Raw genomic sequence first — 21,811 nt, 5'->3', positions numbered from 1 at the left:
ACTCTAGAGACATTTTCTATAAGAGAAATGAAATACCAATAATGAGCACGATAGGTCCTAAAATAAATAACCAAGCTAGCGGTCTTGCAAAGTTGACAGACCAGCCAACTCCAAAGCGTTTTTCTACAAAAACACTTGGATCATCTTTGTTGATATAGAAAATACCGCCCTTCCAAAATCGATCATCATCTACAGAAGTAATATGAGGATTTCCTACAACCGCTTCTTCCTCCCCTACTTTCAAACGTGATCCTCCTTGACCAACTCTTACAGTAAAAATAGCTACACTAGCAAAAGCTAGCACCAAAAATCCTATTGGTAAAGCAATCATAACAAGGGAAGAGGTTATTTCAGGATGTATAGTCTGTAACTGAAGATATCCCATCAGCAAGGTGACTCCTACCGACATGACAAAAGAGAGCCAGCTAGAGTATTTCCGAAATGCAAGCTGCTGCTTAACGGAAGTTTTTTTGCGTTGAGGGCTAATGCTTGTTCCCGACATTTTAATTCCCTCGCTAGTAAATAAAAACATTACCTGCACTATCAATAAAATTAGTGGAAGGGAAATAACAGTAAGATAGCTTTTCTCACTAAAAGCATCCGCTTCCCCAGTTGGACCCCAATGAGTAGGAATCATGTCCGGCATCTGTGGATATTTTAAAAGCGTATAAAATATAAGCCCAATCGATACAATCATGGGAATAATAAATAAAATTCTCGGCAGCAGTTGAAGCTTCTCTTGAAATCCTAAATCTACTACTTTCACTTCATTTTTGTCGGAAAACCAGCGACGCTGCTCCTTTAATTTCTTCATTTTCGTATGCATGATGAAGTAATAGGCGACGCTCAAAAATAGAACACCAATTTGAACTCCAACACTAACAAGAGCTAATACTTCTTCCTGAGGATTTTGAAGCAACGCCCAAGCAATATAGCCCGCAAAAATTACTAACCCAACAAAAAGTACTACAGCTGTGTATCTATTTTTTAACTGAAGGATTTCCTTGTCCTTTTCATGCTGCTCAGGAACGTTTACACCAAACACAATCGTTGGTTTTAAAAATTTTGGAATGTATGCCTGTAAAATTGTAATAAATAAAAGAATAAATCCAAATAACAACAAAATCATTATTTACCCCTCCTTAATTTGTCGAACAAGCTCTCGTACCATTACAACCATTTCTTCCTCTGAAAGTTGCAATACCATCCCCTCTGCTAACAATGGGCGAATCTGTTCAGCTAACACTTGCTTTTGTTGATCTGTTGCTTTTTCCATACCTTTTGGTTGTATAATTACCCCTGACTTCGGAACAATTTGAATGAAATCTTTCTCCTCCAAAAGATGATAAGCCTTATTAACCGTATGCATATTCATACCCAAATCACTGGCAAAGCTTCTAACAGATGGCAAGGAATCCCCTGGCTTTAGTTCTCCTCTAGCCATTCCTTCCATCAATTGTTGCGCTAGCTGTAAATAGATCGGCACAGATGAATTCGGCTTTATCTCTATAAACATTTCATGACCTCCTATTTACCTCTTGTTCTATATATATTATAACACTCTGTTCTATATGTAGTATATCAAAATGTTTTTATTTTTGGCTAATCCATTGTTTTACTGGATAATCTTGGGTCGTTTTACGACAATCCGCGCCTCAATTACTACAATCCAGGCTTCGTTTACTACAATCCCTCACTCTTTTACTACAATCACTGGAAATTTTACGACAATCCCTTTCCAGGCTTATTTCCCTGACTCGATTTACTACAATCAAGCATTCATTTACTACAATCCCTCATTCTTTTACTACAATTAACTGAAGTTTTACGACAATCCCGATCCAATCCTGATGCTTATCAATAACTACGGAGCCCTTCACACTTACCATTCTTCCGCAAACAGGACTCATTCCAACAAAAAAAGCCGACAAGATCTCTGAGGATCTTGCCGGTTCCAAATATGTTTATTATCCTTTTACTGTTAACTCTACTAAGCGTTGAGCAGAAGCTTTTACTTCTTCCATACCTGCTGAGATAATTTCTTGTGCTTTAGCAGGCATAGCATTGTGACCTTCAATAATTACTTCATCAATGATTTGCATACCGAATACTCCACCAAATACTGCACGCATATAGTTTACAGCCATTTCCATTGGCGCTGCCTCAGGTGTAGAATAAATTCCACCACGAGCGTTTAAGAAGATTGCTTTTTTATCTGTCATTAATTGAACCATGTTGCCTTGTGCATCATATTTAAATGCAAAGCCTGCAGCATATACATAATCAATAAAAGTTTGTAATTTAGCAGGGATTGTTAGATTCCATAATGGGAATGCAAATACTACAACATCTGCAGCAGTTAATAGATCCATTGCTTTTTGTTTAGCTGCTAATAAGCGAGATTCAACGTCCGTCAACTCTCCACCAGTTTGTACTTTACCGAAAGCATTGAAAAGGTCTTGTCCGAAGTATGGAGTATCCTCTTCATATACATCATAAACTGTTACGTTTACATCTTTACCTTCAAGTTCAGCCATGAAAGTTTCATACATTTTACTTGAAATCGCTTCTGTTGCTGGTCGGTTATTTGCTTTTACTACTAATACGTTCATTTTTATAACTCCTCTATAATATCCATATATTTTTATATTTTTATTTATCTCAAATTCGAGACTTCCTTATATTATATTAATATAAGAAGACTGTCAAAAGGTTAGCTCCTGTTAGTTATTTGCTTCTATGTTTTTCTTATCCTTGGAAACTTTAACTATTAATGTATTTGTTATACTATTTATATAAAGGGAGGTGCATTTCTTGGAGGATATTATTGCTATCTTTATTTTTTCAACTATTGGCTTATCCTTGCTGAGTTTAATCGCTATGGGTGGCTACGTAACAGTGAAACAACAGCAGCATAAACAAAAGGAATTAGAGATAGAACTTTTGCGTTTAGAAAACGAGGCTTTTATGCTTTTGGAGCGAAAAGCTATGCGAGAAGAAAAGCATCTAGAGGAACCTAAGAATTGAATATAAAAAGGTGCTCCTTGTAAATAACTTCACAAAGAGCACCTTATAGAATTGTTGTTTAAAGTCCTATTACATGAGTGGTGTCAGGAGATCTGCGGTCAAATATAAAGCCGTTTGCCCGATAAAAAGCATCCGCTTTCATGGATTCGGTTTTAGTCGTGATTTCGTTGAACTGACCTTTAGCATCCTCTAAAATTGCTTTAAAAAGTTCACTGCCGATTCCTTTTCTTCGATAATCAGGCAACGTATAAAAACGATGCAATCTAGCAGAATCTGCTCCTAAAACATCTCGATTTAAGCCTCCAATTGCCACTAGCTCTCCTTCATTCCAAGCACCATATAGTGCCTCCCCTTGCTCACTAAACCTGTTTGTACCGTCCTCATACTCAGTAGCTAGCCTGGATACAAAACGGTACCCTTCTTTTTCGCTTTCTTGAATTAGCTTGGATACGTCGACCTCATTCAAATCAGAAATTCTTCTTACTTCGATTGCCATATACGCTCCTCCATTCTATTTGTAAAAACGAACTCCTAGTAACTTTCGATATACAGAAGCGAATAACCTCTATTACATCAATATATTTCTATCCTTCCACAAATAGAATGTCATCATTCACGTACCCATTAAATCTTATTTTCTGATGCAGGCTCGTCTTAAAAAAAGTAAAAAAAGACTGCGCTTAAAAGCACAGTCCTTTAGCAAACGAAATTAGATAGCAGCTAATCTTGCTTCTACTTCTTCATCCGTCAATTTATGTTCTACAATATAGCGATTACGCGGGTGTACACGACATTCGTGTGAACAGCTGCGAAGATACTTATGTTCATTTTCTTCCGAACATAGAATTTTGTCATTACAGTCCGGATTTGCACAGTTTACATAACGTTCACAAGGCTCTCCAGTGAAATGATCTTTCCCTACAACCACATGCTCTACTTGGTTAATCGGAACAGCAATACGCTCATCAAATACGTACATTTGACCGTCCCATAGCTGACCACGAACTTCTGGGTCTTTACCATAGGTAGCAATACCTCCGTGCAGTTGAGCAACATCTTCGAATCCTTCTCTAACTAACCAACCAGAGAATTTTTCACAGCGAATTCCGCCTGTGCAATACGTTAATACCTTTTTACCTTCAAAAAGCTCTTTATTATCGTGAATCCATTCAGGAAGATCACGGAAGTTTTTGATATCTGGACGGATTGCTCCGCGGAAATGACCTAAGTCAAATTCATAATCGTTACGAGCATCGATAACTATTGTGTCTTCGGCTTGCATTTGCTCATAAAATTCTTTTGGAGACAGGTATTTACCTGTTAATTCATTAGGATTGATATCTTCCTCTAATCCTAAGTGAACAATTTCACGCTTAGGGCGAACGTGCATTTTCTTAAATGCATGTCCTTCCGCTTCATCTATTTTAAACACCATGTCAGCAAAACGTTCGTCTGCTTTCATCATGTCCATGTATGCGTCTGTTTGTTCAATTGTTCCGGAACAAGTTCCGTTTATACCTTCATTCGATACTAAAATACGCCCTTTTAACCCAAGTTCCTTACATGCAGCAAGATGTTCTTGTGCAAATGTTACTGGATCTTCAATCGGGACATATTTGTAGTAAAGTAATACTCTGTATGCATTTGTGTCCATTTTTTACTCCACCTTTTCAAATTTTGTCCATCAATTTATCATAACAAATTTAAAGGGAGAAGTTAAATAGTTAGTTTTGTCAAAAAATAATCACGAAATAATTCAAAGAGTTTTAATGTCTGATAAGTCTAACAGGAAAGCCATTTTCCACTTATAACTTTAAGGTTTTATTTTTCTTTATATGGAATTGTTTGTAAAATGTTACACTTGAACTAGTAATGATCATCGCAAACAATATTTTAGTTGTGATGATAAATAAATTTACTGACGGGGGTTTACATGGATAGTTTTTTCATAATACTTTTAGTCTTTTTTATCGTTGCTGCCAATATTATTGGATTTCTAACTTACAGAAAAAAGAAAAGTCTATATTACTCCGCTTTTACTATATTATATCTAGGGGTTTTGTTTGGCTCCATCGGTGGTGCAATAACCGTATTTGTTATTAATGATCCTTTTGCAATATTTTACGGCCTTCAAGTAGCATACTATCTACTAATAAATAGTGTTATTGTTTTTCTAATTGCCATTTTAGCAAGCGCAATAAAAAGATTTAACAACAAAACAATATGATTCGAGACTAGACAGTTTTGACCTGGGTTTTAGGTTTTCTAACTATTCTCAGTCCTTTTTGAATATAAATCATATATGTCCAATTGTTGCGTGGGTCATTTTCAGCTCATTTATTTTATTTAAAGAGATTCATAAACAAGTAGTACCCGCCAATCAATGACAAGGTAAAAGAAGCGTACGAAAGATATATAGAAGATAGAGACGAAAAACAAACTTAATGCAAGAACGCGAAAACGAAAAAGTTTTTTCTTTTTGAAAAACAGTAATGTGCATTAAGATAGGAGAATTTCTTTGAATAATAAATTTAAGATTTTGATGATCTTATTAACTTTTTTCGCCATTGTATGTTTGGCTGTATCTTTTTTTAGCCAAGACAAAAAGAACGCAGAAGAATTTGCAAACAAAGTCTTTTCTACTCCTCTACCTCCTAAGACAAAAGAGCTTGATCGTGGATTTGACTTTGGAGTTGCGTATGGTGGAGGACCATGGGGGAGTGGGGGACGACCAACTGTCGTTGTCTACAAAAAGTTATATTCTGAACTTAGCGAAAAAGAAGTACATGATTATTATAAGGAAAGAGGTTTCGAAATTTACTTTGACGGTGACGAAGAGCTTAAAAAGACCTCTAATGGTAAGAGATTTTGGTATGAAGGAAAGGAACGCAAGAATTTAAGTACTAAAGATAATACTGAAGAACCTATAAAATTCATTATTCAGATAAGAAAGGAGTTTACTTCTGCATTTGGAGATTTAGCTAGATATTAAAGTAAGCTCGGAGATTCATAATTAACCGCCCTGTATCCTTTCTTTAAATTACTTAAAAAACAAGCAGAAAGCCTAAGCTCTCTGCTTGTTTTATTATTTTGTTCTATTAGCAATCTCGATTGCGCGGTTAGTTCCTTCTGCCGCTGCATCTAGCGCTTCTTTAGGATCCATCCCTTGATATAAATTCTCCAACGCCGTCACAATTTGCTGACGAGATTCTGGGAACACTGATATTAAGGCGCCCTGAGTAGCGATAGATGGCTCTGTGCTTTGTAGCTGTTCTACCGTTACTTTTAACTGTGGCATCTTTTCCCATGCTTCTTTAACAATGTCTGCTTCATATGCAGATGGGTTAATCGCAAAGTATCCTGTATCTAAATGCCACTTAGCTTGAACTTCTGGAGTAGTTAAATACTTCATGAACTCCCAAGCTGCTTTTTGCTCAATTTCAGCGATTCCTTTAGACATCCATAAAGATGCCCCTCCAATTACAACACCTTTACGATCTACTTCGTCTGCGTAAGGAATGTATGCAGCACCCACTTCAAATGGCGCATTATCAATAATACCTCGTACACCTGCAGAGGAATCCATATACATAGCTACCTTCCCTGATTGGAAAGCTGCTCGAATGTCATCCCAGTTCGTTCCGAAGTTACCAAATGTACCAGCCTCATTCATAGTATTTAAGAATTCAAACACACGTTGACCTTCTTCTCCGTTGAAAACCGCTTCTGTTGCATCACCAGCACGACCGTTGTCTTCATTTACATAAAGTCCACCTTGTGTGGCTACTAACTGCTCGAAGAACCAGCCGTATGTTAGCATAGAAAAGCCTTTCATCTCCTCTGTTTTAAGCTTTGCTGCTGTATCAATTACCTCCTGGAACGTTTTAGGAGGGTTTTCAGGATCCAAGCCGGCTGCTTTAAATGCATCCTTGTTGTATAGCATTACTGGTGTAGAGGAGTTAAATGGCATAGAATATAGCTCTCCATCAAGAGAATAATAATTTAAGATATTCTCCTCTAATTGAGACAAGTCATAGTTATCTTCATCGATAAACTTTTGCATTGGCTCGATAAATCCACTTTCAATCATATATTTAGTACCTACCTCAAACACCTGCGTTATGGCCGGAGCGTCTGCAGTACCCCCAACACTACGAAGCTTAGTTAACGATTCTTCATATGATCCTTGGAATTCTGCCTTTACCTCGTAATCATCCTGGGATGCATTAAAGTCAGCGACAATATTATCAAGAGCTGTTTGCCCTGAACCTGACATAGCGTGCCAAAAGGAGATGACTGTTTTACCATCTTCGGATTTTTCAACATCCTCGTCGCTTTTTTGTACAGGTTCTGTCGATGAACTGTCATCACTATTTGTACATGCAGCTAATGCTAGAATACCTAACAAAATCATGAATAACCACGTAAACTTAAACTTCTTCCTCATGTCATACACCTCTTTTTTTAGTTTGGAACAACTGTTATTTTAGAGCCCCTTGCGTTAACCCTTTTTGCAATTGCTTTTGACCTAAAAACAATAGTAGTAGTGTTGGAATAATAACAACGATTACCCCTGCCATAACCACCCCCCATTCTGTTGCAACCTCTTGTGACTGGAGTTGTTTCAAGCCAATTTGTACGGTTCTTACAGAGTTATTAGTTGTAACTAGTAATGGCCACAAGTACATATTCCATGTTGTTAGAAACCCATATGCTCCTAATGTTACTAAACTAGTTTTAGAAACCGGCAAGATTACACGAACAAAAAACGCAAATCTACTGAGTCCTGCAATCTGGGATGCCTCATGCAGCTCCTTCGGTATTGTTTTGAAATGCTGTCTAAGTAAAAATGTCCCGAAGGCTAAAGCAAAAAATGGTAGTGTCATCCCTTGGTATGTGTTAAGCCAGTTTAGATTTTGAATGGTAAAGAAATTGGGAATCATTGTTGCTTCCCAAGGAATCATCATCGTGGAGATAAAAAGGAAAAATACAAAGTCCCTTCCTTTGAATGGGATAAAGACGAAGGCATAGGCCGCTAAACTACATACGACCAGCTGTCCAAGCATAACCCCGAACGAAACAATGAAACTGTTTATCAAATAATTTAATAGAGGCAATCGATCAAACACCTTCACATAATTATCAAAACTGAAGGTTGACGGCAAGAATTTTCCTTGTAAAATTTCGCCTCCCGTCATGAAGCTTACCATCAAGGCATAGATAATCGGGAAAAACATAATCAGGGCAGTAACGATCAATAAAAAATACACAATGGAGCGCTTTAGTATTCTCATTGGTAATGCACCTTCTTTTCCCCTAGCTTAAATTGTAAAATTGTAACGAGTAAAATACATATAAATAAGAACACCGCCTGCGCACTGGCAGTACCAAATTGAGCGTTAACAAATGCCTCTCTATAAATGGAATACACGATTAAGTTAGTGGATTGGGAGGGCCCGCCCTTTGTTAAGATATCCACCTGTCCAAACGTTTGAAACGCATTGATGAGAGAAATGGTAATAATAAAAAATAAGGTGGGAGAGAGCATTGGTATAGTTATTCTTCTCAAACGATACCAATAGCTTGCTCCGTCAATACGAGCACTTTCATATAAGTGCTCATCAATATTTTGTAGTCCCCCTAGCAATATTAGGAAGCAGAAGCCTGTGTTCAACCAAATCGTTGTTAAAGACACCGATAGCAACGCCCATGTTGGATCTAGAAGCCACTCGACTTGTGGAAGATTCAATATGGCAAGCACTTTGTTGAACATCCCAATACTTGGGTGGAATAAGAATAGCCACACAACGGAGGAAGCTGCTACGGAAACCCCCATAGTGGAAGCATAAATTGTACGAAAGAAACCTATTCCTCTTAGCTTTTCATTGGCAAGTAATGCTAGGCCTAGCGCAATAATAATTCCAGTAGGCACTGTATATAGTACAAATAGGAATGTGGCCTTTATACTGTTTAGAAAAGTAGACGATTCAAGCAAATAAGCATAATTTTCCAGACCAACAAACACTGCAGCCTCTCCTGCTTGGTTGGTTAAGAAAAAGCTTAAATAAATGGTACGAAACATTGGATAAAAAACAAAAACGGAAAATAAGATAATAGATGGCAATAAATATAAAAGAGCTGTTCGAGCATTCAGTGAGCGCTTCCAGAAACCTTTCTTTTGCTTAGATCTAACGGCAGTTACATGATTTGATTTCACTACTGTCATACAAATACCTCTTTACCAAATACATGGTTTTCTACATCAGAAGGTTTTTTAATAATCTCCTTTGTTACGCTATCAAAGAAGCAAAAGGAATCATAGTTCATGATGACTGGTATTTTATCACCGACAGCTATCTGCCATTGGCCGCTCCATTTAACTTGCCATTGCTGATCATTCAATGTAAATGAAAATACAGTTTCATTTCCTAAAATTTCTACATTTACAATTTCTACAAATACCTTTTCCTCAGAGGTCGACTCCTTAGTCGCTGCTTTTATATGCTCCGGACGAATGCCAACAATAACTTTGTCTGTCAGGTAGTGATCGTCCTCAGCTGGTACGGAAATAGTAATGAAATCATTTAACACAATAGCACGCTGTTCTTTACTTCCTATGCCTTCCGCAATATTCATAGGAGGTGAACCAATAAAGGTAGCCACAAAAGGATTGGCTGGATTATTATAAATATCAATTGGTTTGCCTATTTGTTGGATAGATCCTTCATGTAGGATCATAATGCGATCACCCATTGTCATCGCTTCAATTTGATCATGCGTCACATAAATCATAGTAATTCCAAGTCTGCGCTGGATTTGTCTAATTTCAGATCTCATGTGCGCACGAAGCTTAGCATCTAAGTTAGATAATGGTTCGTCCATTAGACAAATTGGCGCTTGGTTTACGATAGCTCGGGCAAGAGCAACTCGTTGTCTTTGTCCACCGGAAAGTTCTCTTGGCTTACGTTTTAAGTAATCAGAAAGCCCTAGCATTTGAGCAACCTCTATTGTTCGATTGTTACGTTCTTCTTTAGAGATTTTTTTTACATGCAGACCAAATTGAATATTTTCTTCTACCGAAAGATGTGGGTATAAAGCATAGTTCTGGAATACCATAGACAAATCACGCTTACTTGGAGGTAAATCATTCACTTCCTGCTCACCAATCTTGAGCACTCCTCCTGTTATCTCTTCTAATCCCGCGATCATTCGAAGCATTGTACTTTTTCCACACCCCGATGGACCAACAAGCACAAAAAATTCCCCTGGTTCAATCGTTACGTTAATATTAGAAATAACGTTAGATTGTTTGTCGTATGATTTAGAGATATCAATCAATTCTACTCGCTTCAAAAGATTTCCCCCATTCTCTAATCGATTATGTTGACATAAGCCTCAAGTTTATAGATTTTACTATGGAAGCTAGTAAATTATGTTTTTGTCATTTTTTCCATAGCTATGTAATCTTTTCTTAACCATATTACTAAAAAGAATATTCTAAATCAAAGAAATTTACAATCTTTACAGAATATTTAATTTTATACAAAAAGTTTACAGTTCTTGGAGGACAAATTTATGCGTAAATATCAAATAATCCTACTTATACTTGTTTTGTTTGTTTGTGGATGTGTAGGGAAAGAAGTAACACCCATAGCTTCGGGAGAGTTTTTTATCATCGCACATAGAGGAGCATCCACTTATGCACCAGAGCATACATTGGTCGCTTATGAGATTGCTGAGCAGCTAGGGGCTACTTATATTGAAATTGACTTACAAATGACAAAAGATGGAGTATTAGTTGCCATGCATGATGAAACAGTAGAACGTACTACTGAAGGTGAAGGGCTAGTAAAAGATTACACATTAGAGGAATTAAAAAAGTTGAATGCCGGGAAATGGTTTAATGATAAATATCCAGATTTCGCCAATACTGCATTTGAAAAGGCACGAGTTCCTACATTAAGAGAAATATTTGATAATTTTGGAGATAGAGTCAACTACTACATTGAAATGAAATCCCCAAAAATATATGAGGAAATGGAGGAGGAATTGCTTGCTTTGTTAGAAGAATATAACTTATTAAATCACGAAGAAGATGTACCAAAAGTAATCGTCCAATCCTTCAACCGTGCTAGCCTAATAGAATTTCATGAGCTTGAACCAAGCATCCCCCTTATCCAACTGCTCGGTAATAAAGAGGAGGCTAAATTTACCAACCAGGAAATGAAAAGCCTAAAAACCTATGCAAGTGGAATTGGCGTCAACGTGAATGCTGTAGATGGAACCTTTGTCCATGAAGCACATGAAAATGGGTTGAAGGTACACCTGTTTTCCTTGATAGGAGAAGCAGATATAAAAAAAGCCTTGCTCTACAAGGCTGATGGTATATTCGCAGATGCTCCTAACGTTGCTTTAGAAATAATAGATCGTACACAAAATTAAATCTGTTGCTTCAAAACTTTTTCACAAAGTCTTTTAAAATGAATTTCATATTTCTCATTGTCTTCTTTTTGACGTTTTCGTGGTCCCTTCATTCGGCCACCTGCTTGTCTTATTTTTTTGGATATATGTCTACTCTCTAATAGCTGGTCTATATTCTCTGGTGTATACCATCTTCCATTTTGGTCTATTGCATAGCCTCGCTTAGCTAAAACCATGGCTGCAAGACCATAATCCTGGGTGACAACAATGTCGCCCTTATTCACTTTATTAACGAGCACAAAGTCTACAGCATCCGCGCCTTTCGAAACCATGACTGTTTCAGCACCTTCCCTCTGCATATAATGTGCAGTGTCGCATAACAACGTTACCTTCAAATCGAACTGTTTTGCGATATCAATCGTTAAATCCACGACAGGACAGCCGTCCGCATCTACTAGTACATTCACCATTTTGAGCACCCCTATCAGCTATATATCCTACATTGTATACTAAAAGAATATTTTTATGAATGTAGGAGGTTGCAATACAAAGGCTTTTTTACCACGCAGTTATCAAAATGAATAATTTAGTTGTATTTGGCAATTAGTTTTTAAAAGTTTCCAATTATTATATAAATCAAAAGGCATGGATATATTCTTCCATACCTTTTATATTGAACCTTTACTTATATTCACCTAATATCTCCACTGCTTTTTCTGTTATAGATGTATCCACCGCTTTATCAAAGTCAACGTCACCGCTAATTGCTCCATTTTCTTTATATACGTCATATTGCTTTAACACGTCATCTAAAAACATTTTTCCATTAGGATCTAAGCCTGTAACAAATACTTTTTCCCATAACACTGGATCTTTTAGTGAAGTATACTTTGTCATAATTTCAATGATTTCAGCTTTTCCTTCACCCTTTATAAATGCATCATTATAATCCCGGACACCCTTTAAATAGGCCGCCATGAATCGGAGCGAAACATCTTGTTCCTCACTCATAAATTGAGGAGAACCTAAAACCATCGCGATTTGAGATTCCGGTGCATAATCCGTAGCGTCTCCAAAGCGCTCATGAAATCCGTTTTCAATCCCTTGGGCGATTAGTGGTTCAATTTGAAGTGCGGCATCTATCGAACCATTTTCAATCGCCCCTAGCATGCTTCCAAAGTCTCCAAGTAATACAAACTCTACATCCTCAGGTGTTAATCCTGCATGCTTCAGCATTTCTAAAAAGATAAATTCATCAATCGAGTTTTTAGAGGAAACAGCAATACGCTTTCCTTCAAAATCCTTATACTCCTTGATGACATCCTTCATGTGGTTTCCAATGACGAATGAGAAATACGACTTACCTGGCACATTGTGTCCCTTGTCTGCAATAATTTTTACGTCAATCCCTTGGGCAATGGCATTAAAAAATGAAGCAGTTGAAACCCCACCGGCAATATCCACGTCTCCCGAAGCAAGTGCAGGAAGCATTTCATCACTATTTGCAAATTGCGCAAACTCTACTTCAATATTGTAGTCCTCAAAATAACCTTTTTCTTTTGCAATGTAAAAACCTGCTCCAGAGGCAGCCCCGTCTTCCGCTATAATTACTTTTACTTTCTTATTTAGCGGTGCCAAGTCTCCAGAAGGGTTATCCTTACTTACTTCATCATTTACATTGTCAGTTCCTTCTTCTTTTGGACTACAAGCACCTAGTAAAAGAACAATAGATGCAAATAGTATGAACCAGCGTTTCTTCACAACTTTCCTCCTTTATTTTCTCGATTTTTGAACTTCTTGCTGTAAATGATTCCAAATCGTTATAAACTGTTCCGCCATTTCTGCATTTGCCCTAACCTGCTCCATTGTACGGGGTCTTGGCAATGGAACTTTTATCTCACTTACAATCTCACCTGGATGAGAGCTCAATAACACGATACGGTCACTCAGCAACAAAGCCTCATCAATACTATGAGTGATAAATAAAACGGTCTTTTTGTTTTCGGACCAAATTGATAGTAACTCTTCCTGCAATATGAATTTGTTTTGTTCATCCAAGGCAGCAAATGGCTCATCCATTAACAAAATTTCTGGATCATTGGCAAAAGCCCTAGCAATACTAATCCGTTGCTTCATCCCTCCAGAAAGCTCTTTTGGATAAAGCGAAGAAAACTTACTTAAACCTACCTTTTTTAAGTAGTAGTCGGTTTGCTTTTTAACGTATTCCTTTGGAAGGTGCCTCATTTTTAAACCAAAAGCAACATTCTCTTCAACGGTCAGCCAAGGAATAACCCCTTTTTCTTGAAACACCATAGACTGTAGCGGACGTTCCCCTGCTTCCGATGCAATTAAAAAGGAGCCAGAGCTCGGAGTTTCTAGTCCCGCAAGGATGCGTAAAAGAGTTGTCTTTCCACATCCACTTGGTCCAACTAGACAGATAAATTCTCCTTCCTCTACCTGCAGAGAAATATCCTTTATAGCTGTAACACTATTACTTTTTTTATAGAAAATCTTCGTAAGATTATCAATGGAAATTTTAACTTTTCCGCTCATTTAACTCACCTCCATGGGACAATTCTCTTTTGCAGTCCACGTAGGAGAAGGGAAAAAAGAAACCCAAAAAAAGAAATGAGCACTAAACCAACGAACATTTCCTTCAACATGAATGCCTTATAAGAGGTCCATATTAAATAACCGATACCAGAGGTTGCCCCCATCATTTCTGCGGCAACGATTGTTAACAAAGCTATTGCCTGCCCCATTTGAATACCTTCTAGCATAACTGGCAAGGCACCCGGGAAAGCAATTTTCAAAAAGAAATCCTTTGGACTTGCACCATAGTTTTTGGCTACATCTAGATGTACCCTATCTATGTTCAAAACACCAGCCACTGTATTAATAACGACAGGAAAAAATACACTCCCAGCAATAGTAACTACCTTTGAAAAATCTCCAATACCAAAAAGGATAATGATGATTGGCATTAAAGCTAATGTTGGAATCGGCATAAATGCCATTACTATAGGGGATATAAAGTGTCGAATAGGAGCATACAATCCCATTAACAGCCCTATGATTACACCTGGAATTACACCGAGTAGGAAACCCATTGCAATTCGGTAAAGAGAGACTGATACATGAGTCCATAGTAACCCACTTGTAGCAAGCTCAAAAAATGTCGAAACTATTGCAGTAGGAGGAGGGAAAAAGCGTATATCTAAAATGCCCGTTCGTGAGAAGACCTCCCACAAGATTAAGATGAGTATTGGTGAAGTAATTGTTAAAAGCTGCTTACCACGTTCTTTTAGTTGTTGCTTTTTCCATTCCTTTTGTTCCGTTTCATAGGGATCGTAGTCGCTATCCACGAGCCCATTTTCATCGCGCATCTTTCACCACCTCTTTCTAAAAATAATATGTCGAATGGGGAAAATGTGTGACCACACCTACATTGAAATTGACTTAAAATGTAGATTTTGGTAATTTTAAAATAAGAAAGAGGGGGTTAATATGACAGACAAACAATTAAGATCCACAAAAGAAATGCCATATTTTATTTTAAGCATCCTATTTAGTTTATTAATTTACGTTATAGCTATAGCTAGTATTTTTGGGATCGCAATCATTCTTGTTTTATTTTTTATCAGTACATATGCACATCTTATGAATCTTAGCTATATTCGATCAAATGGTATCAGAGTTAGCCAAAGGCAGTTTCCAGATGTCTATGAACGAATAACTCGTATGTCTGAAGATATGAATTTAAAAAAAGTACCAGATATATTTGTAGTTCACTCCGAAGGTGCTTTTAACGCTTTTGCAACCCGGTTTTTAGGAAAGAATATGGTTGTGCTCTATTCAGAGGTATTTGAGCTTGCTAGGGAGCAAGGCGATGCAGAGCTAGATTTCATCATAGCTCACGAGCTTACACATATTAAACGAAATCACATTTGGAAAAATATATTAATTACACCCGCTCGTTTAGTGCCGTTCCTTTCCCAGGCGTATAGTCGTGCATGTGAATATACATGTGATCGTCAAGCAGCTTACTTCATTAGAGATGGTGCAGCTGCTAAGCGTGGCCTAACAATTTTAAGTATTGGGAAGGAACTATATAAAGAGGTAAATGAGGATGCCTATTTAGAGCAAATTTCCACAGAGTCCAATGTTTTCACATGGCTTGGTGAGGTCTTATCCTCCCACCCACCCACTCCTAAAAGAGTCCAAGCAGTCGGTCATTTTATGCAAGTAGAAGGGACTCCTACCTACTATACGAATGCTAATAAAATCGCTCTTGGTTTAGGCGCATTATTTGGTATTTTATTCATTGGTTATTTAGGGATTATAGGAATAGTCCTGGCAGGCTCTCTTACCTATGCAAGCATTTTTCCTGATGACTTGCTAGAGGATGAATCCGCGTTAAATACTTTAACTTCGGAGGAGTCAACACTAGAGACAGGCTCTTCACCTTCAGACCAAGACACTTACAATTACACTCCATTAATGAATGCAGTCGTGGATGGAGACTATACGAAGGTGCGAGAGCTTATAGCTAGCGGGGTAAATTTAGAAGAAAAAGACACAGAGGGGGCAACTGCTTTACATCAAGCAGTATATTTAAATGACATTATGATGGCAGAAATTTTACTTGAGGCTGGGGCAGACCCTAATACAAAGGATCTCTATTCCAACGCTTTGACCGCCACCTTTTATCATGAGAATTACGAATTGACAGCTCTATTGTATGAGTATGGGGCAGATCCGGCCATAGTTGATCCCGAAGGTTACTCGGGAAATAATATTCTAGGTGTTCCTAGTGGGCAGTTCGAACAGACATTGAATAGTCTACTTCAACCAGTAAATTGAAATACCTATTTTAAATCTATCCTCTCCTAGTTTTGGACAGGTCACTCCCGTCGCGGTAAGCGTCAAGCTGGTGCGGAAATCAATTCTACTTTTTGATTAATTAGCATAGTCTATTTTTTAATAGTTCCAATGAGGGGAAGTAATAAGATTTGGAATACAATGAACCAACTCTAAATGACAATAAAAATAAATTAAATAGACTATTAAAGGTCTTCATCATTGGAAGCTTGTTAATCGTCGGACTTGTCGGCTACGGAGTATATTGGGCTTTTTTTGATATGAATAGGTTACCAACAGGAGAATATCTTATAGAAGAGACTTCACCTAATGGAAAGTACACATTAAAAGCATATGTTACGAACGGAGGCGCAACTACGTCATATTCTGTTCGTGGCGAGCTGGTATTTAATGATAAAGATAATAAAACTAAAAACATCTATTGGAACTATCGAGAAGAAAGCGCAAATATTTCTTGGACAGATAATAATACAGTAATAATTAACGGTCATACATTAGATGTTACAAAGGAAAAATTTGATTTTAGAAGACAATAATAATCTTTTTTTCTCTAATCATAAAAAAGCTCGCGAAGATGAAATTCCGCGAGCTTTCCTTCTATATATTTGAGTATTTATAGACTATATTTACTTTACCAATCAATCACTTACCCAGAAAAATCTACCATTTACTATGCATATTTTTCGTCTTATTGCCTATTACGCAATGATGTTACATTATTTGCATTTGTCTCCCAGCTAATCATTAATTCCTTCTGTCTATTCTTTAAATCCTCAAAAGGTTCTTCCATTACTTCGATACGGTCAAATTTTTCTAGGAAGACGGAGGCATCTTTCAGTCTTTTATATCCTCCAAAACCATGATCATCGTTTAATAACCAAACGACACGCTGAATTTTAGCAAATAGTATTCCTCCTGTACACATTGGACAAGGCTCGAGGGAGCTATAAAGCGTAAATTTCTTGTGTTTAATTTTAGCATCAAACATTACAGTCCCAGCATTTCTTATCGCATCCATTTCTGCATGTGCCGTAATATCCTGACTAGGATGTACTCTATTTCTACCTTTAGCAACGAGATTAAAATGCTCATCCACAATAACTGCTCCAACTGGATAAGTATTTTCCTCTAATGCTTTTTCCGCTTCCCCTAACGCCATCTCTAAAAAATATGATCCAAGTCCATGATATCCCTCCGTTACTTAATCACAAACTTTGTTTGGCTGTAGCCTTCTTTTAGCTTCTCGACTTCAAGTATGGCAGGAATAGCCGACTTAAGCTCACTAACATGAGAAATCACACCGACCATGCGACCGGATCTTTGAAGATCTACCAACGTGTCTATCGCTTTATTTAAAGATTCCTCGTCTAGCGAACCAAAACCTTCGTCGATGAACATCGTATCAATTCTTACACTTCCACGATAGCTTTGGATGACGTCTGCCATACCAAGCGCAAGACATAGGGAGGCATTAAATTTTTCTCCCCCTGATAATGTTTTAACATCTCGGATTTGCCCAGTGTAAGCATCATATACATCTAGACCTAGTCCACTTTGCTTGCCGTGGGTTTCCTGTCTATCACTTCTCATTAGTTGGTACTGTCCATTCGATAAATGCTTGAGTCTTTCATTTGCTGCATGAATTATCTGTTCTAAGTACTCTATTTGTATATAGCGTTCAAAAGAAATTTTCAAAGGATTTTGCCCTCTAAGTAAATCGTATAAATCGAGAATATGACTTACTTGTTGCTCTAACTTAGCAATACGATCGCTGGATAATGCTATTTTTTCTTGAATTTCTATGCCCGCTTTTACAAACTCCTTAGTACTATTCAAAGTATTTAATGCAGATTCATATGCAGTTTTAAGTTGGCTTAACTCTTCTTCAAGGGCGTTCAAATCGACTTTGCTCTTACCTTCTAGCTTCTTATAACCATCCTTCACTTGTTCGGTAAATGTATGTACCGCCTGTTTATATGCTTCACAACGTTCTCTTAACGCCTTCCGCGCAGGTTCATCCATTCTTGCTTCCTCATACTCCTCTTTGGTTTCAAAACCAGCCTTTACTAACGCTTGTAAAAATTGTTGTTTAGCCTTCTCTTGCTTAAGTATTGCTTCCTCTGCGGATTGAGTGGCATGCTCTAATCTCATTTGGGCTTTCGTATGGGATTCCTCTGCATCTTTATGTTGCTTTTGAGCCTTCTCCCATGTTTCTTCTAATAGAAGCTTTTGCTTAGTAGCAGCATTAATTTGTTCGTGAAGCTCCTCAAGATTAGAAATTGTACTTGGGATAGAGCTTTGTTTGGACTCTAGGACGGCATTTGCCTGCTCATATTCGGCCTTTGCATGGATATAATCTGCCTCAATATTATTCTTGTTTTCTTCTAATTCCTCTATTTGTCTTACACTCGTTTTGTACGTTTCTTTTAAGGAAATTAAGCTTTCTTTATCAGAACGGAGACCTTCTATTTCATTTTCTAGCTGATTTAGATCCATTTTTACTTGCTCTATATCTAGAATAGATAATTGTAGCTCTTCTAGCTGTTCCAAGATTTTTTCTATGTTCTCAAGAGCATGCTCTCGTTTGGTTCGTATAGTTAAGTAGCTAGTTTCCTTACTCGTAAGATCTTTTTTCAGCATCTGCACTTGCTCATCCGTTAATATAGCTTCATGGGTATAAGTGCTTGTTGGCTTATGCTCGGTACTACCACATACAGGACAAGCTTCACCGTCTACGAGCCTAGAGGCAAGGATACTCGCCTGATTATTAAGCCATCTGCCTTCTTCATATTGAAGAGTTTGCTGGGCTTTCAGGTATATCGTCTCTTCCTTTTCTTCTATGTTCTTCAATTCCTCAAGCTTGGACTCCTGCTGTATAAAATCCTGCATTAGTTGATATTGCCCTTTAATCTGAGAGTATTGTTGAACCTTGTTATCTAATGGATTTACTTGCTCCTCTAGTTTCTCTATTTCGTTTTTCATCAAAAGGTGGCTTGCCTTAGCTTGTTGGTATGTAGCTATTTTAAGTTCATGCTGCTCCTTGAGATTACGTTGCCTAACCTCTAACTCTTTTAACTGCCGCTTCCTTTTTTCTAGGTCTTCCATTAAAGGTAATAGAGCATTTAGCTGGATTAAAGCTTCTACACTTTGTTCACGGTCTTGCTTTTTGCTTAACTCTTTGAGATAGACCTCTTCCATCTGAATTAAGGAATTAGATGTTAAGGATAGCTCCTCTTTAGCTCTAAGCAATAGGCTTTCCTTTAAATTTCCTTCAGTAACTGTTTCTTTATAGTGGCTCTCGATTGCTTCTATAGTATTTGCCCGTTCTGCTGCCTCTAGTCTACTTTCTTCCTTTTTGTATGTTTCTTCCTGGCTAAGAAGACGCTGGAGGTTTTGCTCTTTTAACTCAAGCTCCTCCAATTGGGTATTGGTGTTTTTAGCATTGTAATAGGCTGATTGCTTCGCTACCTGATTTTCATATGCCTCTTCACAGAGGAGCTCGTCTTTTTCTATCTTATCTCGGTAATAATTAGTCTCAGCCTGTAAAGCATCCTTTAACTGGAATATATTATAATTACCTTCCTCTAGGAGGTCAAAAAGAATAGACTCCCGTTTTGGAAAAGAGGCCATAATCTGTTCCGAATAACTATTACGGGTGTTTTCTTCTTTTTTAAGCTCTGCCTCAGCTACTAATTTTTTCTCTTTAAGTCTTTCATTAATCAGCCTGTAGGGTTCTGTTTTAAATATTTTTCGAAGAATTGCTTCCTTGTTTTCAGTAGAAGAGGTTAATAGCTTCCTAAATTCGCCTTGTGGCAGCATGACGATTTGGCTGAACTGATCTTGCGTAAGTCCAATGATATCCTCTATTTTCTTGTTAATCTCTGAAACTATTTGTCTTTCAACAACAGGTACTTCCCCTGTCTCCTTTATTTCGAAGAACTCATATTTTTCTCCTGTTGAGCTTTTATTTCCTTTTTTAACGTGAGGAAGCTGTCTTAAAATACGATATTTACGGTTAAATATTTCAAATATCAATTCAACAGAAGTATGCGTTTGATCCAATGCAAAATCACTGCGCAACATTTTCGTATCTTTTCTATCCTCCCCACTCCCAGAGCCATAAAGGGCAAAGCTTATTCCATCAAATATTGTCGTTTTTCCTGCTCCAGTGGCCCCAGATATGACAAATAATCGATGATCCATCAAATCCATGAAGTTAATCGTTTCCGTGTATTTATAGGGACCGAATGCTGTCATTTTTAACTGAATAGGCTTCATGCTCTGCTTCCTCCTTCTCTTTCTTCAAGCATTAATCCCGAAAGTACTTCCTTAAATAGTTCTTTTGTTTCCTCAGCCGGAGTTTGTCCCTTGATTTCCTCATAGAAGGATTCAAATAGCATTAAGTCATCCATCTTATGACGACTTTTTGGTTCTTCTGCTTTTCCTATTCCAAAAGATTGGAATACTTTTCTTTCTACATGCATGGCATTCGGATATACAGTTCGAATTTGCTCCATTGGTGAAAGTACTGGCGTTTCATCTAGTAACTTCACGAAAATGTAATCCTCGCTTGTAGGATGCTGTAAAATGTCATTCAAATAGCCTTCCACTGTGCGCATATCTCTTTTAGGGGTAAGTAATCTTTTTTCTACTTTTGCACAACCTTTTTCATCTATTTCCACTATTAGAAAGCCTTTTTTATGGTGTTCCTCTGAAATGGAATATTTTAAAGGAGATCCGGCGTATTGAATGGTTTCATTTTGCACAAAATGTGCTTGATGAAGATGGCCTAACGCTGTGTACTTGAAGTTCTTAAATAGCGAAGCATCTACATACTCAGCTCCACCAATGGCAAGCGGTCTTTCTGACTCACTAGTATTATCCTCTTCCCGACCTTGAGGAGTAACAAAGGCATGTCCTACAAACACATGTCTTTTCGAAAAATCCATTTGCAATTCAATAGCTTCCACTATTTTTTTCATGGCTAGCTGATGACTGGTGATTGTTTCGTCCTCGAGTATGAACCTAACCTGAGAAGGGTCCATATACGGGATTAGATGAAATTCTACTTCTCCATATTCATCACTGATTGTCACAGAATTAAACTCTTTTGTTAGTTGTCCCACTATATGTAAACCAGTTTCTTTCATAATGTTTCTTCCAAAATTTAAACGGCCTGGGCTGTCATGGTTTCCCGCAATACTTAAAACAGGAGTCTGATGCTTTAATACAATCTCTGCAAGTACATTGTCCAACAAATTTACAGATTCTGCAGGTGGTACAGCCCGGTCATATAAATCTCCTGCTATGATTACTACATCTGGCTTTTCTTCCTCAATTGCTTTTATAAATGAAGCCAACACATGTCTCTGATCTTCTGTCATATAGATCCCTTGTACTAATTTACCTAAATGCCAGTCGGCTGTGTGAAATATTTTCATGAGTAATTACCCTCCTACACTGAAGATTTTATGTTAATTTA

At 37.5% G+C, this 21,811-nt stretch carries 23 protein-coding genes; 6 read left to right on the top strand and 17 right to left on the bottom strand.

The features are described from left to right. Positions 1-16 precede the first annotated feature (16 nt). From NSQ95_RS00740 to NSQ95_RS00725, 4 genes are all read right to left on the bottom strand, one after another. Positions 17-1,129: a DUF5808 domain-containing protein gene (locus NSQ95_RS00740; protein ID WP_340886303.1), complete on the bottom strand. Its 1,113-nt coding sequence runs from the start codon at positions 1,127-1,129 to the stop codon at positions 17-19. Positions 1,130-1,132: 3 nt separating this feature from the next. Next, positions 1,133-1,516 (bottom strand): GntR family transcriptional regulator, encoded by a 384-nt coding sequence (locus NSQ95_RS00735; protein ID WP_340886300.1) that lies wholly within the window; start codon positions 1,514-1,516, stop codon positions 1,133-1,135. A gap of 280 nt (positions 1,517-1,796) precedes the next feature. Next, entirely contained in the window at positions 1,797-1,958 is a 162-nt protein-coding gene (locus tag NSQ95_RS00730) for a hypothetical protein (protein ID WP_340886298.1), read from the bottom strand. Between the two features lie 9 nt (positions 1,959-1,967). After that, positions 1,968-2,612 (bottom strand): FMN-dependent NADH-azoreductase, encoded by a 645-nt coding sequence (locus tag NSQ95_RS00725; protein ID WP_169359299.1) that lies wholly within the window; start codon positions 2,610-2,612, stop codon positions 1,968-1,970. Positions 2,613-2,814: 202 nt separating this feature from the next. Here NSQ95_RS00725 and NSQ95_RS00720 point away from each other — a divergent pair, with 202 nt between their 5' ends. After that, positions 2,815-3,027: a hypothetical protein gene (locus tag NSQ95_RS00720; RefSeq protein WP_169359300.1), complete on the top strand. Its 213-nt coding sequence runs from the start codon at positions 2,815-2,817 to the stop codon at positions 3,025-3,027. 58 nt (positions 3,028-3,085) lie between these two features. Here NSQ95_RS00720 and NSQ95_RS00715 read toward each other — a convergent pair whose 3' ends face one another. Together NSQ95_RS00715 and NSQ95_RS00710 are read right to left on the bottom strand one after the other, a co-directional pair. Beyond that, entirely contained in the window at positions 3,086-3,523 is a 438-nt protein-coding gene (locus NSQ95_RS00715; protein ID WP_340886295.1) for a GNAT family N-acetyltransferase, read from the bottom strand. A gap of 213 nt (positions 3,524-3,736) precedes the next feature. After that, entirely contained in the window at positions 3,737-4,681 is a 945-nt protein-coding gene (locus NSQ95_RS00710; protein WP_340886292.1) for a rhodanese-related sulfurtransferase, read from the bottom strand. 279 nt (positions 4,682-4,960) lie between these two features. On the opposite strand from NSQ95_RS00710, the gene NSQ95_RS00705 reads away from it, so the two are divergent. Next, a complete protein-coding gene (locus tag NSQ95_RS00705; RefSeq protein ID WP_340886290.1) occupies positions 4,961-5,254 on the top strand; it encodes a 3-isopropylmalate dehydrogenase in 294 nt (97 codons plus the stop codon). Positions 5,255-5,545: 291 nt separating this feature from the next. Further along, positions 5,546-6,019 carry a hypothetical protein gene (locus tag NSQ95_RS00700; RefSeq protein ID WP_340886288.1) on the top strand — a complete coding sequence of 158 codons (474 nt, stop codon included), beginning with the start codon at positions 5,546-5,548 and terminating at the stop codon, positions 6,017-6,019. 93 nt (positions 6,020-6,112) lie between these two features. Here the strand turns inward: NSQ95_RS00700 and NSQ95_RS00695 are convergent, their stop codons facing one another. The 4 genes from NSQ95_RS00695 to ugpC are packed head-to-tail and all read right to left on the bottom strand — an operon-like array spanning position 6,113 to position 10,380. After that, the gene (locus NSQ95_RS00695) at positions 6,113-7,474 is read right to left on the bottom strand and encodes an ABC transporter substrate-binding protein (RefSeq protein WP_340886286.1); all 1,362 of its coding nucleotides are present in this window, start codon (positions 7,472-7,474) and stop codon (positions 6,113-6,115) included. 34 nt (positions 7,475-7,508) lie between these two features. Further along, a complete protein-coding gene (locus NSQ95_RS00690; RefSeq protein WP_169359306.1) occupies positions 7,509-8,321 on the bottom strand; it encodes a carbohydrate ABC transporter permease in 813 nt (270 codons plus the stop codon). Next, positions 8,318-9,253 (bottom strand): sugar ABC transporter permease, encoded by a 936-nt coding sequence (locus tag NSQ95_RS00685; protein WP_340886281.1) that lies wholly within the window; start codon positions 9,251-9,253, stop codon positions 8,318-8,320. The genes NSQ95_RS00690 and NSQ95_RS00685 overlap by 4 nt, the downstream gene beginning before the upstream one ends. Continuing rightward, positions 9,250-10,380, bottom strand: a complete 1,131-nt coding sequence (ugpC, locus tag NSQ95_RS00680; protein ID WP_340886279.1) for a sn-glycerol-3-phosphate ABC transporter ATP-binding protein UgpC — start codon at positions 10,378-10,380, stop codon at positions 9,250-9,252. Before ugpC ends, NSQ95_RS00685 begins: the two co-directional genes overlap by 4 nt. Positions 10,381-10,602: 222 nt before the next feature. Here ugpC and NSQ95_RS00675 point away from each other — a divergent pair, with 222 nt between their 5' ends. Beyond that, positions 10,603-11,469: a glycerophosphodiester phosphodiesterase family protein gene (locus NSQ95_RS00675; RefSeq protein ID WP_340886276.1), complete on the top strand. Its 867-nt coding sequence runs from the start codon at positions 10,603-10,605 to the stop codon at positions 11,467-11,469. Here NSQ95_RS00675 and NSQ95_RS00670 read toward each other — a convergent pair. The 4 genes from NSQ95_RS00670 to NSQ95_RS00655 all read right to left on the bottom strand — a co-directional run bounded on the left by NSQ95_RS00670 (position 11,466) and on the right by NSQ95_RS00655 (position 14,834). Further along, positions 11,466-11,918: a YaiI/YqxD family protein gene (locus NSQ95_RS00670; protein ID WP_340886274.1), complete on the bottom strand. Its 453-nt coding sequence runs from the start codon at positions 11,916-11,918 to the stop codon at positions 11,466-11,468. The genes NSQ95_RS00675 and NSQ95_RS00670 overlap by 4 nt on opposite strands. A gap of 211 nt (positions 11,919-12,129) precedes the next feature. Beyond that, the gene (locus NSQ95_RS00665) at positions 12,130-13,209 is read right to left on the bottom strand and encodes an ABC transporter substrate-binding protein (protein WP_340886273.1); all 1,080 of its coding nucleotides are present in this window, start codon (positions 13,207-13,209) and stop codon (positions 12,130-12,132) included. 12 nt (positions 13,210-13,221) lie between these two features. Further along, entirely contained in the window at positions 13,222-14,001 is a 780-nt protein-coding gene (locus NSQ95_RS00660; protein WP_298469777.1) for an ABC transporter ATP-binding protein, read from the bottom strand. Between the two features lie 5 nt (positions 14,002-14,006). Further along, on the bottom strand, positions 14,007-14,834 hold the full coding sequence (locus NSQ95_RS00655; RefSeq protein ID WP_169359313.1) for an ABC transporter permease: 828 nt from the start codon (positions 14,832-14,834) through the stop codon (positions 14,007-14,009). Positions 14,835-14,955: 121 nt separating this feature from the next. Between NSQ95_RS00655 and NSQ95_RS00650 the strand changes: the two genes are divergently transcribed. Then, complete coding sequence (locus tag NSQ95_RS00650) at positions 14,956-16,311, top strand: M48 family metalloprotease (protein ID WP_340886270.1); 1,356 nt, start codon at positions 14,956-14,958, stop codon at positions 16,309-16,311. 215 nt (positions 16,312-16,526) lie between these two features. Beyond that, positions 16,527-16,865 (top strand): DUF5412 domain-containing protein, encoded by a 339-nt coding sequence (locus NSQ95_RS00645; RefSeq protein ID WP_340886948.1) that lies wholly within the window; start codon positions 16,527-16,529, stop codon positions 16,863-16,865. 152 nt (positions 16,866-17,017) lie between these two features. On the opposite strand, the gene NSQ95_RS00640 is transcribed toward NSQ95_RS00645, so the two are convergent. From NSQ95_RS00640 to NSQ95_RS00630, 3 genes are read right to left on the bottom strand one after another with little or no spacing between them, the layout of a single operon-like run. Beyond that, on the bottom strand, positions 17,018-17,488 hold the full coding sequence (locus NSQ95_RS00640; protein WP_340886267.1) for a nucleoside deaminase: 471 nt from the start codon (positions 17,486-17,488) through the stop codon (positions 17,018-17,020). A 38-nt stretch (positions 17,489-17,526) separates the two neighbouring features. After that, entirely contained in the window at positions 17,527-20,607 is a 3,081-nt protein-coding gene (locus tag NSQ95_RS00635) for an SMC family ATPase (RefSeq protein WP_340886265.1), read from the bottom strand. Next, positions 20,604-21,770: an exonuclease SbcCD subunit D gene (locus NSQ95_RS00630; protein WP_342560116.1), complete on the bottom strand. Its 1,167-nt coding sequence runs from the start codon at positions 21,768-21,770 to the stop codon at positions 20,604-20,606. The genes NSQ95_RS00635 and NSQ95_RS00630 overlap by 4 nt, the downstream gene beginning before the upstream one ends. Positions 21,771-21,811 lie beyond the last annotated feature (41 nt).

This window comes from Psychrobacillus sp. FSL W7-1457, from assembly GCF_038593405.1.
Classification (GTDB): domain Bacteria; phylum Bacillota; class Bacilli; order Bacillales_A; family Planococcaceae; genus Psychrobacillus.
Note: the sequence above shows the minus strand (reverse complement) of the source record. Positions and strands in the feature narration are given on the sequence as shown.